The sequence below is a fragment of the Aminipila sp. genome (assembly GCF_032051575.1).
Classification (GTDB): Bacteria; Bacillota; Clostridia; order Peptostreptococcales; family Anaerovoracaceae; genus Aminipila.
This window is the reverse complement of the sequence record NZ_DAMBYD010000012.1, coordinates 57,318-72,911: the sequence shown is the minus strand read 5'-3', so window position 1 is coordinate 72,911 and position 15,594 is coordinate 57,318. Positions and strand designations below refer to the sequence as shown.

Sequence of the window (15,594 nt, the reverse complement as noted above, 5' to 3'; positions counted from 1 at the left end):
TAATGGCAAAGGTTACAATAAATAATTTGACTAAATTATTTGGTGATAATATAGTAGTAAATGATATATCAGTAGAAATACCTGATGGAACCTTGGTATCTATATTAGGACCTTCAGGTTGTGGTAAAACTACAATTCTTAGAATGATTGCAGGTTTTGAAGTGCCACAGGCAGGAGAAATATTCTTTGATGACCAGCCTATAACTGGAATTAGTGTTAACAAAAGAAACATAGGGATGGTTTTTCAAAGTTATGCATTATTTCCACATATGACCGTAGCTGAGAATATTGCATACGGACTTGAACAACGTAAACTTTCTAAAAATGAAATTAGGGTAAAGGTAAACGCAGCATTAGAAATGGTTCATATGGAGGATTATGCTGAAAGAAAACCAAAACAACTTTCAGGAGGGCAGCAACAGCGAGTAGCATTGGCACGGGCTTTGGTTATTGAACCGAGAGTTTTACTTTTGGATGAATGTTTAAGCGCTTTAGATAAAAAACTGAGAGTAGAAATGCAATTAGAATTAAGAAAGATTTTAGAAGAAACAGGGGTGACCACTTTCTTTGTAACTCATGATCAGGAAGAGGCCATGACTTTATCGGACTATATAATTGTTATGAATAATGGTATCATTGAACAGATGGGAACTCCCTTTGAAGTTTATGAAAAGCCTAAAAATACTTTTGTAGCAAGCTTTTTAGGAAAGGCTAATTTCTTTGAGAGAAATCAGAAATTGTATGCAGTAAGACCTGAAAAGGTAAGCGTATCAAAGGAGAGAATGGATAATACAAAGAAAATAGGGAGGGTAAGCTTTATAACTTATTCAGGCAGCATTACTAGTTATACAATACAAGTAGAAGATAAAGTAATAATAGCGCAGCAGCAAAACACTTCGGAAAAGGGCCAGATTAATAAAGGTGATACTGTATATATTGGCTGGGATGAATTAGCACAAATTTCACTGGAGGCATAATTATGATTGAATGTGTAATATTTGGTGGGTTACTTTTGGATAAGTATTTGGAACTAGAAGAACTACCAGAAAGAGGCCAGGATGGTTTTATTAACAATGAATTTGAATGTGTGGGAGGCTGTTCAGTAAATATGGCCGCTACCTTTAATAACCTTGGGGGGCAGGCGCACATTGTTTCGTACATAGGGAAAGATAAGATAGGACAATCAATCATTAAATATATGAATGAGCACCAATTGTCTACTCGATATGTTATGCAGAAAGAAGGAACTACTGGATATTGTATTGTTCTCCTTGAAGCAGATGGTGAGAGAACTTTTCTCACGAAGACAGGAATGGAATTAGATTTTTCAAAAGAAATTCTCTCTGATGGACTTAAAGATATTAAATATGCTGCGGTAACAGGGTATTTTTTATTAAATGACGAAGTAGAGGAAATCATGCAGGTTCTAGAGGATTTTCATAAAAGAGGTGGATTTATCCTGTTTGACCCGAGTCCTTTAGTTGGAAGTATCAATCAGGATATCTTAATGCGGATGGTATATATAAGCAACGTAGTCACTCCAAATAGCAGTGAATTTGAAGAAATCAAAGAATGGGTCGATGACGAAAAAATTGTAATTCTTAAACGGGGGGGACATGGCGGAACAGTATATGAAAAGAACTGCACTTTTGATTATATGCCAATAAAGGTAAATGTAATTGATACAACTGGTGCAGGAGACAGTTTTGCGGCAGGCGTACTGTTTGGATTAGCAGAAGGAAGGTCTTTGCAGGACTCGGTAAGGCTAGGAAGTCAGACTTCTGCAATAACAGTTGGAATAAATGGACCACATGGATTTTGGAATATAGAGGATATACTAAAAAAGTAATCTGGAATAAAAAGGAGGGCTTAGATGCTGGATAGAGCTTATGGAGCTTTGGTAGGAGGAGCAATTGGTGATGCAATGGGGATGCCTGCATCATTTTTTACCAGAGAAAAAATGAAAGATACTTATGGTTATATTAATGATTTTATTGCCCCTGAGGCTAAAGAACAAAGTTATCATGGGGGGTTACAGGCAGGAGAAATTACTGATGACACAATGGAAAGTGTTATTATTAGTAATGTATTAATAAATCATGGCAGTTTTAAAATAGACCCCTTTAATCAAGCTATGAAGCAATGGGCTATTGAGCAAAAAATGCTTGAAACTACGGTTATCGGTCCTTCTACAAGAAGATACTTAACTGCATTAATTGAGGGTAGGAATCCAGAGGAAACATCAGGAGACAGTGCTACTAATGGAAGTGCCATGCGAGCTGCACCTATTGGTGTAAAATATTGGAATGATTTAGAAGGTTGTATGAGGGCAGCAGCAGAGTCTTCCATGCCAAGCCATGGGAGCAGACCTTGTGTGGCAGGAGCCTGTGCTGTTGCAATAGCAGTTGCGGCAGGCGTCTATGGCGGTTATACTACAGAAGAGGTTATAGATATGTCATATGATGCAGCTGTTTATGGCGAAAAAATAGGTAAAGACATAACGGCACCTATGGTGTCAAAAAGAATACTATTAGCAAAGAGAATTGTGGATGAAAATAGAGATAAAGGAATTGAATTTATCTTAGATGAATTAGTTGGGTATATAGGAGCAAGTATGTATGTTTATGAATCTGTTCCTTTGGCTTTGGGAGTATTCTATGCGGTAGATGGAGATGCAAAAAAAGGCATACCAGCTGCTGTAAACTGCGGCGATGATGCGGATACCAATGGCGCGATTTGTGGAAATATCTGCGGGGCCTATTCTGGGGCAATGTTGATACCAGAAAACTGGAAAAGAAGAGTACAAACAGTTGGCAGCCTTGATTTTATGGACACAGCAAGAAAATTAATGAAATAGGAGATCTCGTAATGAAAAAAATACTTGTAGTCGTGGATATGCAGAACGATTTTATAGATGGTGCTTTAGGGACTTCAGAAGCTCAGGCTATAGTAAGTAAGGTTGAGAAAAAAATAAGGGATTTTGATGGTGAAATATATTACACACGAGATACCCATAAGGAAAATTATTTAGAAACAATGGAGGGTAAGAATTTGCCAGTAAAACATTGTATCGAATACACGGATGGCTGGAGAATCAAAACTGAAATAATGGCAGCCAGCGAAGGAAAAAAAGTGATAGTAATAGATAAACCTACATTTGGTTCCATGGAATTAATACAAATAATAGGTGAAGAACAGAAGGATTCTATAGAAAGCATTACTTTAATTGGATTATGCACAGATATTTGTGTGATAAGTAATGCGATGAACCTAAAGACAAGATTTTGGGAGACTCCCATTATTGTAGATTCAGCTTGTTGTGCAGGAGTGACACCGCAAAGCCATAATAATGCAATTGAGGCAATGAAGATGTGTCAGATTACAATTATATAGGAGATGTTTATGTTTTCAGAAAAAGCAGTAGAAAAAATGATTGATTTTGGAGAATTATTTGGACAAGCATTACTGGTTTTGATAATCGGATTTGTATTGATAAAAATTGCCCTTGGTATAACCAGACGTGCGCTGAATAAAACAGCTTTGGACTCTTCATTGCATACATTTATTGAAAATTCCACTAAAGTTATTTTGTGGGTAATCTTACTGGTTACAATTTTAGGAGTAATGGGAATTCCTACATCAACATTTATAGCAGTTTTAGGCGCAGGCGGTGCGGCTATAGCACTTGCATTAAAGGACAGTCTTGGGAATATTGCAGGTGGAATTATTATTCTTGTGACAAAACCTTTTAAAAGAGGAGATTATATTGATATTATAGAGGTTGCAGGAATAGTTGAGAAAATTGATTTGCTATATACAATATTAAAAACTTTTGATAATAAGGTAGTTAGTGTACCCAATGGAAAAATTACGAATGCAGTTATGGTAAACTATTCATCGGAGGCGACTAGAAGGGTAGATTGCAAATTTGGTATCGGGTACGATGATGATATATCGAGAGCAAAGGAATTGCTTCTGGCAGTAGCTGAAGCAAATTCAGAAATTTTTAAAGAACCGGAACCTTTTGTTGGTGTTTCAGGGCATGGAGATAACTGTGTGAATATTGATTTAAGAGTCTGGTGTAAAACAGAAGAATATTGGAATGTTAAATATTTTCTTGAAGAAAGTGTTAAATTAGCTTTTGATGAAGCCGGAATTTCAATTCCATATCCACAATTAGAAGTTCATTACAAAAAATAAAGTTTTTTTATGACATCCATAGAAAAAAATTATCGACATATACGCAAAAACGATTGGTTTAATGATAAATATACATTGACAAGGGAATACGAAAGTTCGTATAATTAGTTTGTATGTTAAGGGAATATTGTGAGATAAAACAAAAACATAATGTAAATAAAAGGATTTACATTGAAAAAGTTGTGATATTACACAAATTGTTTCTAAATTATAAAGTTATTAATTATTTGAGTTATTTAGTTATAAGGAGATTTTAGAATGCAGCAGCAGAAGTTTAAAAGAGTTTTGGTTGCAAACAGAGGTGAAATTGCAATCAGAGTATTTAGAGCTTGTAAAGAACTCGGCATTAGAACAGTAGCTATTTATTCGGAAGAAGACAGAAATTCTCTTTTCCGTACGAAAGCAGATGAAGCTTATCAGATAGGTAAAGGCAAATCACCAGTTGATGTTTATCTAAGCATTAATGAGATTATTGAATTGGCTAAGGCAAAGGGTGTTGACGCAATTCATCCAGGATATGGATTCCTTTCAGAAAATGTTGAATTCGCAAGAAAGTGCGAAGAAGAAGGTATTATATTTATTGGGCCTACACATGAAATGATGGACAGACTTGGAGATAAAATCAAATCTAAAATTGTTGCCCATGAAGTTGGTGTTCCAACTATTCCAGGTGTAGAAAAAGCCATTGAGAATGAGGAAGAAGCTAAGAAAATAGCAGAAGAATGTGGTTTCCCTGTTATGCTTAAGGCAGCAGCAGGCGGCGGTGGAAGAGGTATGCGAATTGTTCGTACTGCTGAAGAACTGTTACCTGAATTTAGAAGTGCAAAGAGTGAAGCAAAGAAAGCTTTTGGGATTGATGACATTTTCATTGAAAAATACCTTGAAAAGCCAAAGCATATTGAAGTGCAAGTCTTTGGAGATAATTATGGAAACTTAGTTCATCTTCATGAAAGAGACTGCTCTATTCAGAGAAGACACCAGAAGGTTGTAGAATTTACACCAGCTATTTGTATTACTCAAGAGCAGAGAGAAAAAATTTGTTCAGATGCACTTAAGATTGCAAAGGCAGTAAATTACAGAAGTGCAGGTACAGTTGAATTTTTAGTAGATCGCACTGGACAGCATTACTTTATTGAAATGAATCCAAGAATCCAGGTAGAGCACACTGTAACAGAAATGGTTACAGGAATTGATTTGGTTCAATCACAGATTTTAGCAGCGGAAGGTTACAGACTAGATTCAGATAAGATTAATATTAAGAGTCAAGATGATATACAGCCAAGAGGTCACGCAATTCAGTGCAGAGTTACAACTGAAGATCCAAACAATGGTTTTGCGCCTGATACTGGTGTCATTGATATCTACAGAACTGGTTCAGGTTTTGGTATCAGACTTGACGGTGGTAATGGTTTCTCAGGTGCTACTATTACACCTTACTATGACAGCTTACTTGTAAAAGTAACTGCATTGGGAAGAACTTTTGAGGATACTATTGCTAAAGCACTTAGAGCTCTTGATGAAGCTAAGATTAAGGGTGTAAAGACCAATATAGGATTTATCATGAACGTTTTAAATCATGAAACTTTCAGAGCAGGTAAATGTGATACTGGTTTTATTGCGGATAATCCAGATTTATTTGAAATTAATGGTGATGATCCAGAGCTTAAGATATTAAACTTCCTTGGAAATAAATTTGTAAATGAAACAAAGGGTGAAAAACCGCAGTTTGACGTACCAGTATTCCCAAGGATAAAATCAGATGTTATAAATGAATTAAGAGGTACAAAGCAGAGACTAGATGAAGAAGGGCCTGAAAAGCTTGCTAAGTGGATCAGTTCAAGAAAAGAACTTCTTTTAACCGATACAACTATGAGAGATGCTCAGCAGTCACTGATGGCTACAAGAGTAAGAACCATAGACATGGAAAAGATTGCTCCAGCTACTGCTCTGTATGGTCAGAATTTATTCTCACTAGAAATGTGGGGTGGCGCTACTTTTGATACATCTTATAGATTCCTTAAAGAATCACCATGGGAAAGACTAGCGACACTAAGAGAAAAAGTTCCTAACATTTTATTCCAAATGCTGATTAGAGGTGCTAATGCTGTTGGATACAAGAACTATCCGGACAATGTAATCCGTGAATTCGTTAAAGAATCAGCTCAGGCAGGAATTGATGTATTCCGTATATTTGATTCACTAAACTGGATTGAAGGCATGGAAGTTGCTCTAGATGAAGTTCTTAAACAGGGTATGGTTGCAGAACCTTGTATATGCTACACAGGTGACATCTTAGATGAAACAAAAGAGAAATATAACTTAAAGTACTATATAAATATGGCTAAAGAGCTTGAAAAGAGAGGCGCACATATCTTAGGAATTAAGGATATGACTGGTTTGTTAAAGCCAATGGCAGCTAAGAAGCTTATTGAAAGCCTTAAGAATGAAATTGAAATTCCAATTCATCTTCATACACATGACACAAGTGGTAATGGTGGGGCTACAAACTTAATGGCAGCATTAGCGGGCGTTGATATTGTAGACACTGCATTTAACAGTATGGCAGGGCTTACAAGCCAGCCAGCGCTTAATACTTTAGTTGCAGCACTTGAAAACACGGAAAGAAGTACAGGTATTGATCTTGATGGAATCCAGAAAATTTCAAACTACTGGAATGCAGTAAGACCAGTATACAATGGTTTTGAATCAGATCTTAAGGTAAGTACCGCTGAAATATATAAATATGAAATACCTGGTGGTCAGTATTCAAATCTTAAACCTCAGGTTGAAAGCTTTGGTTTAGGGCATAAGTTTGAAGCTGTGAAGGATATGTATAAGACAGTTAATGAAATGCTTGGGGATATCGTTAAGGTAACTCCTTCTTCAAAGGCGGTTGGTGATATGGCAATCTTCATGGTACAAAATGATTTGACGCCTGAAAACATTTATGAGAAAGCTGCTGATATCGACTTCCCTGATTCAATTGTATCTTACTTTGAAGGTATGATGGGTCAGCCTCAGGGTGGCTTCCCAGAAAAGTTACAGAAGATTGTTTTGAAGGATAAGAAGCCAATTACTTGCAGACCAGGTGAACTTTTACCACCAGAGGATTTTGAATATATAAGAAAAGGTCTTGTAGAAAAACTTGGTCTTGAAGGTACTGATCAGGAAGTAATGAGCTATGCTTTATATCCAAAAGTATTTGTGGATTATATTAACAGCATCAAAAAAGATGGCGACTTCAGAATGATGGGTAGTGACATTTTCTTCCACGGTCTTGCAGAGGGTGAAACTTGTGAAATCAAGATTGCAGAAGGTAAAATACTTGTTATAAAGCTAGTGGAAGTTAAGAGCCCTGATTCAGAAGGATTAAGAGAAGTAGTATTTGAAGTGAATGGTAACAGACATTCTGTTTTAATTAAGGATAAGGATCTAGAAAATATGGGTGTGATTAAAGCATCAGTGCCTATGGCTGATCCTGATAATCCTGCGCAGATCGGTGCTAATATTCCTGGAAGTATCATTAAGGTTCTTGTTAAGGAAGGCGAAGCGGTTGAAGAGAAACAGCCTGTAGCAGTTATTGAAGCTATGAAGATGGAAACTAACATTATAGCTCCAATGAAAGGAACTGTAGATAAAGTTTACGTTAAAGAAGGCCAGCAGGTAAAAGCAGGCGAATTGATTGTAGAACTTAAATAGTTATAAATAAAAATAAATGTGAGCGTGCTTCTATATGGGGCACGCTCATTTGCGTTCGTGCATTTGAATGTGCGTCAATCTTCTCATATCACCATTTGACAAAGAACTCCTCAAAATTGCCTATTAACAGTAATTATAAAAAAAAAGTCTACGATTTAGTCAAATCGTAGACTTCTTTTTTTATATTATTTGTTTGAAAGTGTTTATACTAAACCCTGAGACATCATAGCGTCTGCAATTTTCTGGAAACCAGCAATATTAGCACCAGCTACTAAGTCATACTTTCCATAGTATTTCTGAGATGCTTCTTCACAAGCTTTATGGATACCAACCATAATATTGTGAAGCTGTTCGTAAACCTGCTCAGTTGTAAATACAGTGTGACCAGCATTCTGTCCCATTTCGATACAAGATGTAGCAACACCACCTGCATTTGCAGCTTTTGAAGGTCCAACAATGATTCCGCCATCCTGCATAATCTTAATAGCTTCGTTAGTTGAAGACATGTTTGATCCCTCACAAACGAACTTAACACCATTCTTAACAAACGCTTCTGCATCTTCCTTACGAATTTCGTTCTGAGTTGCACAAGGGATATATAAGTCAGCCTTAACACCCCAAGGTTTTTCACCAGGGAAGAATTTAGAACCTGGGAACTTGTCTGCATAAGGTGCGCAGATATTCTTTCCAGATGCTCTTAAATCAAGAAGGAAAGCAATTTTTTCATCTGTGTTGATTCCAGCTTCATCAAGGATATATCCATCTGGACCGGAGATAGTGATTAATTTAGCGCCTAAATCCTTTAACTTCCAAGCAGTACCCCAAGATACATTACCAAAACCAGAAATAGCAACGGTCTTACCCTTTAAGTCTTCACCATTTGCTTTTAGCATTTCTTCAGCATACCAAACAATACCAAAACCAGTAGCTTCTGTTCTTCCCAAGCATCCACCGTAAGATAATCCCTTACCAGTTAAAACGCCTTCAGATCTATTTACGATTCTCTTATACTGACCGTACATGTAACCAATTTCTCTACCACCAACACCAAGGTCACCAGCAGGAACGTCAGTTTCAGCACCGATATGTCTATATAATTCAGTCATAAATGCCTGACAGAATCTCATGACTTCAGCATCAGATTTTCCATTTGGATCAAAATCTGAACCACCTTTACCACCGCCAATAGGAAGACCAGTTAAACTGTTTTTGAAAATCTGCTCAAAACCTAAGAATTTAACGATTCCAGGATATACAGTTGGTGCAAATCTTAAACCACCTTTGTAAGGTCCGATTGCACTGTTAAACTGATATCTGTATCCTTTGTTAACATGTACTTTACCAGCATCGTCTGTCCATACTACTCTGAAAGTAATTCCTCTTTCAGGTTCTACTAATCTTTCAAGAAGACCAGCAGCTTCGTATTCAGGATGCTGTTCCATAACAGGTTTTAATGAAGAAAGTACTTCCTCAATTGTCTGATGGAACTCTACTTCGCCAGGGTTGTTTTCAATACACTGGGCGATAACTCTTTCAACATAATTTGACATAATTTTTCTCCTCTTCTCACATTAATAATTTAAGTACTCAACTTAGTTTCAATATAGCACTTCGGCAATTTGTAGTCAACGAAATTATCCCTAAAAAGTGACCAAAAAGCAAAGTTTCAATATTCAGAAAAAACGCAATATTTAAAGATGTGACAATAGTAGTACAATTACCAGAATGGTGTTATAATATAATTTAAATAAAACGTTTGAATTACAAGAGCAGAAGAGGTGAGCCTATGCCTAAGAAAGCAATTATGGAAATATATAAACAATTAGAAATGTCATTAACCGACAAGTCCTTTTTAAAAGAAATAGAGCTATCAAAAAAGAAAATGGTTATTTTGCTAAAGGAGCACAACTGGCTGGATAATATTGGTCATTTAATGTCTTTAGAAGAAATAACCTGCAAAGAAATACTTGAGGTTAGTAAGTCTACTCTTGAAGCAATAGAATTAACACCTAGTGAGGGGTGGCTTGAGTTTGTTAAAAACAGTATAGTAGAGAACTTGTTCCCAACCGGACAAGAAATAAAAAAGAGCATTGGAGCAGCAGTGCTTCTTCGAATAATTCGTATTTTTATAAATTGGCAAAATCAAAATAGTAAATTTGACCCTGCAAAAAATTTTGAATTTCTCAATGATGACGAATTACAAGAGTGCAGTATAAAGGATGAATATAATAAGTTCATAAAGTTCTGGGAAGAAAAGTATATTTATGAATTTATGCTGATTTTTAAGGAACTAACAGCCTTTAATACTGGCGGACATATAGCAGGAGTACATTTTCTTGCAATGCATATAGCAAGACAACTTAAACAACTTTGTGTGCCAATCGATATAGCGCTTGTTTCAGGAGCTGCGGCTGGACATGACTTAGGCAAATATGGGTGTAAACCTAGTGAAGTTAAGAAAATACCGTATTTACATTACTACTACTCTAATCAGTTGTTTAAAGAAAATAATATGCCAATAATTGGACATATTGCTGCAAATCATTCTACATGGGATTTAGAGTTGGAAAACCTTTCTGTAGAATCGCTTGTATTAATTTATGCAGACTTTAGAGTTAAGAGTAGTAGAGATGAAAATGGAAATGAAATAGTGAATTTTTATTCACTTAAGGCTTCTTTTGATGTGATTCTAAACAAATTAGATAATGTTGATGAAGCAAAGAGGCAGAGATACATTCGAGTATATTCGAAACTAACTGATTTTGAAAAATATATCAAAAGTCTAGGTGTTTCTGTTGAAATGGATTCAAATACACTAATAAGCGTAAATCAAACAGGAGCGCCTCTTTTAAGTTCACAACAAACTATTGAAAAATTGAAATTCCTTGCAATAGAACACAATATTTCATTAATGAGCAAACTAAATAATGAAACTTCATTTGTAAATCTTTTAGAGAAGGCAAGAAGTGAAAAACAATGGAAAAATATACGAGCATATTTAAATATATTCAGCGAATATTCCACGTACATGACCCAGAAGCAAAAACTTTCTACCTTGCATTTCTTGTATGAATTGCTTATGAACAGGGAGGGAGATATAAGAAGGCAGGCTGCTGGCATTATGGCTGCCATCATAGTAAATTATGATGAGGAATTTAGAAAGGAACTTCCTGTAGATGCACATATTGATACTAGAGAACTTACAGCATTAGATCTTTGGAAACAATTTTTAGAGGAGATTGTATTTCCAGATTATAAAGTAACAGAACAACACAAACGTTGGATTGGATATAGTCTGAAATCTATCATTGCTACTTTATTGGAAAAATGCAGAACTGAAGGAGAACGAGAAAAATATCTCAGCGTGTTCTTCTCTTATTTTGAAAATATTAGTATTGATGATGGTACTGCGTTTACACTGCTTGCTGCTGTTTTAGTTGTACCTCTAAATAACTGTAGTGAAAATAGTTTGGTTAAGCTGATGAATTTTGGTGCGGAACTATCTAAAAGAGGACCCTTAGAAATAAAGATAGGTGCCTTAAGATTTGCAAAATATGCGGTTACTACATTTTCTGAAAAAAGCATAATGAGCAAGATTAAGCCATATGCGGTTAAAATCATGGATAATGTAAGCGAGGATTTAGTTTCAATAGTTTATTTAAAATATAAAATATTAGCAGCTATAGGAGAATATACACAAGATTATAGCAGGTATGGGCAGACTTTATATAATGAAAATCAAATCGAATCTGATATATATTTAGAAAACTTGAAAGTGGGAACACCTTGGGTTATTAAAGCAGTAAATATTGAGTTTTTATTAGACAAATTAAGCATGGGCAGATATGAAGAAAAACTTCATATTGCAACTCACTTTTCTAATTTAATCAAGGTAAGCGAACGGGTTACTGTAAGACACAGTGCCGGAAAAGGGTTACTACAGGTTATTAAACTTTTAACATTAGATCAAAGGAATGAAATCATTATAGAACTTACAAAGGGACTTGAAATTGGAGAATATCAATTTTCAAAGTACATTCCAGAATATTTAGGTGAACTGGCTATGTACCTGCATCCAAGAGAACTTGAGGAGCTGATACATGACTTAAAAAAGCTTGAGGATAGTACCAACAGAAGAATTGCTTCTGTAACGTTAGATACACTGGCTGTAATGATTAGAAGGTACCCATCCTATAAAAATAGGTTTGAAGAATCAATTGAGACATATGAAAGACGCAGAGATTTAATGCTGGGCATGCTGGTTAGAGGGTTGGCTAATTATGACGAAATAGTAAGTCAGGAAGCATTCCTTGTTATTGGTCAGAGCATCTTTGGAAATAATGAATTGTTACTTGAAGATAAAAGGACAGTTTTTGAAAAAACGTATAAAAAAATAGTAACCATTATTGCAGAAAAGAAGGAAAATGAATTGGCATTTTATAATAATGCTGCAGCTTTAAATCACTTATACCGTTTCATTTCAGATTATGTTATGCAGTATGGAGATTTTGATTTTAGGGATATCACTAAAATTGCCTTTTTCCCAGGAACTTTTGACCCATTCTCTCTTAGTCACAAAGGCATTGTGCAAGAAATTAAGAAGCTTGGATTTGAGGTTTATTTGGCATTAGATGAATTTTCATGGTCCAAAAAAACGCAGCCCCGTATCATTCGAAAACAAATTGTAAGTATGTCTATAGCAGATGAAAGTGATGTTTATTTATTCCCAGACAACATTTCTGTGAATATTGCTAATCCTAATGATTTAAAGCAACTAACTGAAATATTTGCCAATAAGGAATTATATATGGTGGTGGGAAGTGATGTAATTGTAAATGCATCTTCCTACATGAAAGAAATAGAGCCATATTCAATCCATCATATGAATCATATTGTTTTTAAAAGAGCAAGTGTAGAGGAAGGAAACATTCAAGCAGAAGATTTAATTCACCAATATGAACAGATAAAGGGAAAGGTTATAGAACTAAAACTGCCTATACACTTAGAAGACATAAGTTCTACTAGAATTAGAGAGAATATAGACAATAACAGGGATATTTCTAATTTAATTGATACTGTGGCACAGAATTACATTTATAAGAACAGTTTATATTTAAGAGAACCACAATACAAAAGTATTATTAGATCTTCTTCTATAAGTTTTGATATAACAGAAAATAACAATTCTGAGATTTTTTATGATGTTAAAGAGGTAATGGGTGATATTTCAGAAATTAAGGATGACCTGCTTAACTATTTAGAGTATAAATCAGTAAATTCAATAGTTATAAGGAATAGAAGTGATAATAACAAGGTATTAGGTATAGCTCTGTTTCATGAACTTGATACGGTGAACCTGTACAGTGAGTTTAACAATTCAGGAATAGCGTCTTATATAAGAGAACACTCCTCTGGCAAAATAATCGTACTAGGAGCAGTAATAATAAGTGATAAAAATATAATTGAAGAGTTAGAACAGATACTATTGACAGAAACTATTGCAAATTGTTTACGCAGAGGGTTTACGTATGCAGTTTATAATCCAGCATTTTGCAAGTCAAGTATAAAAAATAAAAAACTAGAGGATGTCTTGCAACGCCAAGGATTCTTTAGAATAGCGGAAAATCAGTGCAATTCAAATATTTACTTTGTAGATATGAAATCTCCGGTCATATTATTTGAAAATATGGAGATGAGAATAAAGAGTCCTTTTAATAAAAACGAAAGAGTTTTACAAGTTTTGAAAGAAGCGCATAAAATTATGCAGGAGTCGTTGACAAAGATATATAAAGGCAATCTTGTTTTGTCATTTAATTCTGCTATTATGCATCATAAATTGGTAGATATGATTACAGAAGTAAATGGTGTACCTAGAGAAGCAACGAAGATTCGAAATTTAGGACCATATATGTGTGTACCTTTTGGCAAGATACTTGATGGAAAAGCGGTTCCCAATACGGTAACCAAGACGCTTCATACTGAAAAGGTGTTTGATGCAGAAATAAAAGGTTTTAAAATTAGAGAATATCCTAACTACACAACTTTAGAAAATCAGATAGGAACCATAGAATCATTTAACCGACCGATTATGTTAGTAGATGATTTGCTTCATAAAGGACATAGATTAAAAGAATTGGACCCGATTTTTAAGCGAAAGGGTGTAAAGGTAGAGAAAATAATTGTAGGCGTACTTTCTGGCAGAGGAAAGGATTTAATGGCTATTCAGGGAAGAAATGTAGACAGTGCTTACTTTATTCCTAATCTCAAAACCTGGTTTGTAGATGATGCAATGTATCCTTTTATTGGAGGAGATAGTGTAGAGAGAGAATATTCTTTTAATGCAAATTTACTGCCATCTATTAATTTGATATTACCGTATGCACTACCTTCATTTCTAGCTGAAGAAAATAAGAAGATGGTTTTTGACTTTTCATTAACCTGTTTAGAAAGTACAAAAAAGATTTTAGAGGTACTTGAGCAAGAATTTCAAAAGGCATTTGAAAAGAATCTTACATTGAGTAGATTAGGTGAAGTAATCAATTCTCCAAGATGCCCGGATAAGGGTTATTGTGTTAGATATGATGAAAATTTGGCACCATCTATATATTTATCTAATGATATTGAAAAATTAATGCGACTGAAGAACATTATTTAATGATAGGAGTATGCAAAGGTGTATAAATTAACGGATTTAGATAATCGAACTAGCTTTAAGGGTTATGTACCATTTTTATTAAAAGATAAAAAAACAGTTAATATTCTAGCATTAGGAGATGTAGGAGGAATGCTTTTAACAGGGTTAAAGCTTATGGGCGGTGACATTGTAGAAAGTGTAGGGATTTGTGATATGAACCCTCAAATGTCCCAGCGATATGAGATGGAAATGAATCAAATCGCATTTCCATTTGATTCAATAAAATTTCCTGATGTTAAAATTATTACAATGGAAGAATTATTTGATTGTGATATTTTTATATTTTGTGCATCAAAAGCTGTTCCAACAGTAGACGAAAAGGTGCAGGATGTAAGGATGATTCAATTTGAAAGTAATAAGAAAATTATAGATCAATATGCAAGGATTGCAGCAGATAAAGATTTTAAAGGCCTATTTGCTGTGGTATCAGATCCGGTGGATCCTTTATGTAAGGCGGCTTATCTGGCAGCAGAGGGTAAGCTTTTAGCTGAGCAGATACAGGGATTTGGCCTAGGTGTTATGAATAGCAGAGCAATATACTATGCGAAAAAAGATAATCGATATGAGAGTTATCTTAAAGAAGGCAGAGCTTTTGGCCCGCATGGACAGGATCTTGTAATTGCCAACAGCATATTAAATTACAATGAAGAAATTTCACAAGAACTGACAAGGTTAACGGTTGATTCAAATTTAAAAGTCAGAGACTTTGGGTTTAAACCTTATATTGCGCCAGCACTATCTTCCGGCCTAATTTCTATATTGTTAACATTACGGGGCGAGTGGCATTATAGTTCTAACTTTATAGGAAAAGATAAGGAAGGGGCTTATGTAGGGGCGCTAAACAGAATGACAGAGCATGGGACTGAGCTTGAAGATGTACTTTTGCCAGAGAAACTTTTTTTAAGAATAAAAAATGCTTATGATAATTTAAAGAATATTATTTAGCATCTAGACCTTCCATCAATTTATGTTATAAATTGGGATAGGTCATTAAAGGAGGC

At 35.0% G+C, this 15,594-nt stretch carries 9 protein-coding genes; 8 read left to right on the top strand and 1 reads right to left on the bottom strand.

The window, feature by feature from the left end:
- Nucleotides 1-2 precede the first annotated feature (2 nt).
- The 6 genes from RTW14_RS15890 to RTW14_RS15865 all read left to right on the top strand — a co-directional run bounded on the left by RTW14_RS15890 (nucleotide 3) and on the right by RTW14_RS15865 (nucleotide 7,899).
- Nucleotides 3-977 carry an ABC transporter ATP-binding protein gene (locus RTW14_RS15890; RefSeq protein WP_312653226.1) on the top strand — a complete coding sequence of 325 codons (975 nt, stop codon included), beginning with the start codon at nucleotides 3-5 and terminating at the stop codon, nucleotides 975-977.
- A gap of 2 nt (nucleotides 978-979) precedes the next feature.
- Complete coding sequence (locus RTW14_RS15885; RefSeq protein ID WP_312653224.1) at nucleotides 980-1,849, top strand: carbohydrate kinase family protein; 870 nt, start codon at nucleotides 980-982, stop codon at nucleotides 1,847-1,849.
- 24 nt (nucleotides 1,850-1,873) lie between these two features.
- Entirely contained in the window at nucleotides 1,874-2,857 is a 984-nt protein-coding gene (locus RTW14_RS15880; RefSeq protein WP_312653222.1) for an ADP-ribosylglycohydrolase family protein, read from the top strand.
- A gap of 11 nt (nucleotides 2,858-2,868) precedes the next feature.
- Nucleotides 2,869-3,393: a cysteine hydrolase family protein gene (locus RTW14_RS15875; RefSeq protein ID WP_312653220.1), complete on the top strand. Its 525-nt coding sequence runs from the start codon at nucleotides 2,869-2,871 to the stop codon at nucleotides 3,391-3,393.
- Between the two features lie 9 nt (nucleotides 3,394-3,402).
- On the top strand, nucleotides 3,403-4,200 hold the full coding sequence (locus RTW14_RS15870; protein ID WP_312653218.1) for a mechanosensitive ion channel family protein: 798 nt from the start codon (nucleotides 3,403-3,405) through the stop codon (nucleotides 4,198-4,200).
- 258 nt (nucleotides 4,201-4,458) lie between these two features.
- Nucleotides 4,459-7,899: a pyruvate carboxylase gene (locus tag RTW14_RS15865; protein ID WP_312653216.1), complete on the top strand. Its 3,441-nt coding sequence runs from the start codon at nucleotides 4,459-4,461 to the stop codon at nucleotides 7,897-7,899.
- Between the two features lie 203 nt (nucleotides 7,900-8,102).
- Here RTW14_RS15865 and gdhA read toward each other — a convergent pair whose 3' ends face one another.
- Nucleotides 8,103-9,449, bottom strand: coding sequence for an NADP-specific glutamate dehydrogenase (gene gdhA, locus RTW14_RS15860; protein ID WP_312653214.1), 1,347 nt, complete (start codon nucleotides 9,447-9,449; stop codon nucleotides 8,103-8,105).
- Between the two features lie 236 nt (nucleotides 9,450-9,685).
- Between gdhA and RTW14_RS15855 the strand changes: the two genes are divergently transcribed.
- Together RTW14_RS15855 and RTW14_RS15850 are read left to right on the top strand one after the other, a co-directional pair.
- Nucleotides 9,686-14,554 carry a nicotinate-nicotinamide nucleotide adenylyltransferase gene (locus RTW14_RS15855; RefSeq protein WP_312653212.1) on the top strand — a complete coding sequence of 1,623 codons (4,869 nt, stop codon included), beginning with the start codon at nucleotides 9,686-9,688 and terminating at the stop codon, nucleotides 14,552-14,554.
- Nucleotides 14,555-14,572: 18 nt separating this feature from the next.
- Nucleotides 14,573-15,538, top strand: a complete 966-nt coding sequence (locus RTW14_RS15850; protein ID WP_312653210.1) for a lactate dehydrogenase — start codon at nucleotides 14,573-14,575, stop codon at nucleotides 15,536-15,538.
- Nucleotides 15,539-15,594: the final 56 nt, after the last annotated feature.

Coding starts and splice junctions, on each gene's coding strand:
- RTW14_RS15890 (WP_312653226.1), top strand. CDS start 3: ATGGCAAAGGTTACAATAAATAATTTGACTAAATTATTTGGTGATAAT.
- RTW14_RS15885 (WP_312653224.1), top strand. CDS start 980: ATGATTGAATGTGTAATATTTGGTGGGTTACTTTTGGATAAGTATTTG.
- RTW14_RS15880 (WP_312653222.1), top strand. CDS start 1,874: ATGCTGGATAGAGCTTATGGAGCTTTGGTAGGAGGAGCAATTGGTGAT.
- RTW14_RS15875 (WP_312653220.1), top strand. CDS start 2,869: ATGAAAAAAATACTTGTAGTCGTGGATATGCAGAACGATTTTATAGAT.
- RTW14_RS15870 (WP_312653218.1), top strand. CDS start 3,403: ATGTTTTCAGAAAAAGCAGTAGAAAAAATGATTGATTTTGGAGAATTA.
- RTW14_RS15865 (WP_312653216.1), top strand. CDS start 4,459: ATGCAGCAGCAGAAGTTTAAAAGAGTTTTGGTTGCAAACAGAGGTGAA.
- gdhA (WP_312653214.1), bottom strand. CDS start 9,449: ATGTCAAATTATGTTGAAAGAGTTATCGCCCAGTGTATTGAAAACAAC.
- RTW14_RS15855 (WP_312653212.1), top strand. CDS start 9,686: ATGCCTAAGAAAGCAATTATGGAAATATATAAACAATTAGAAATGTCA.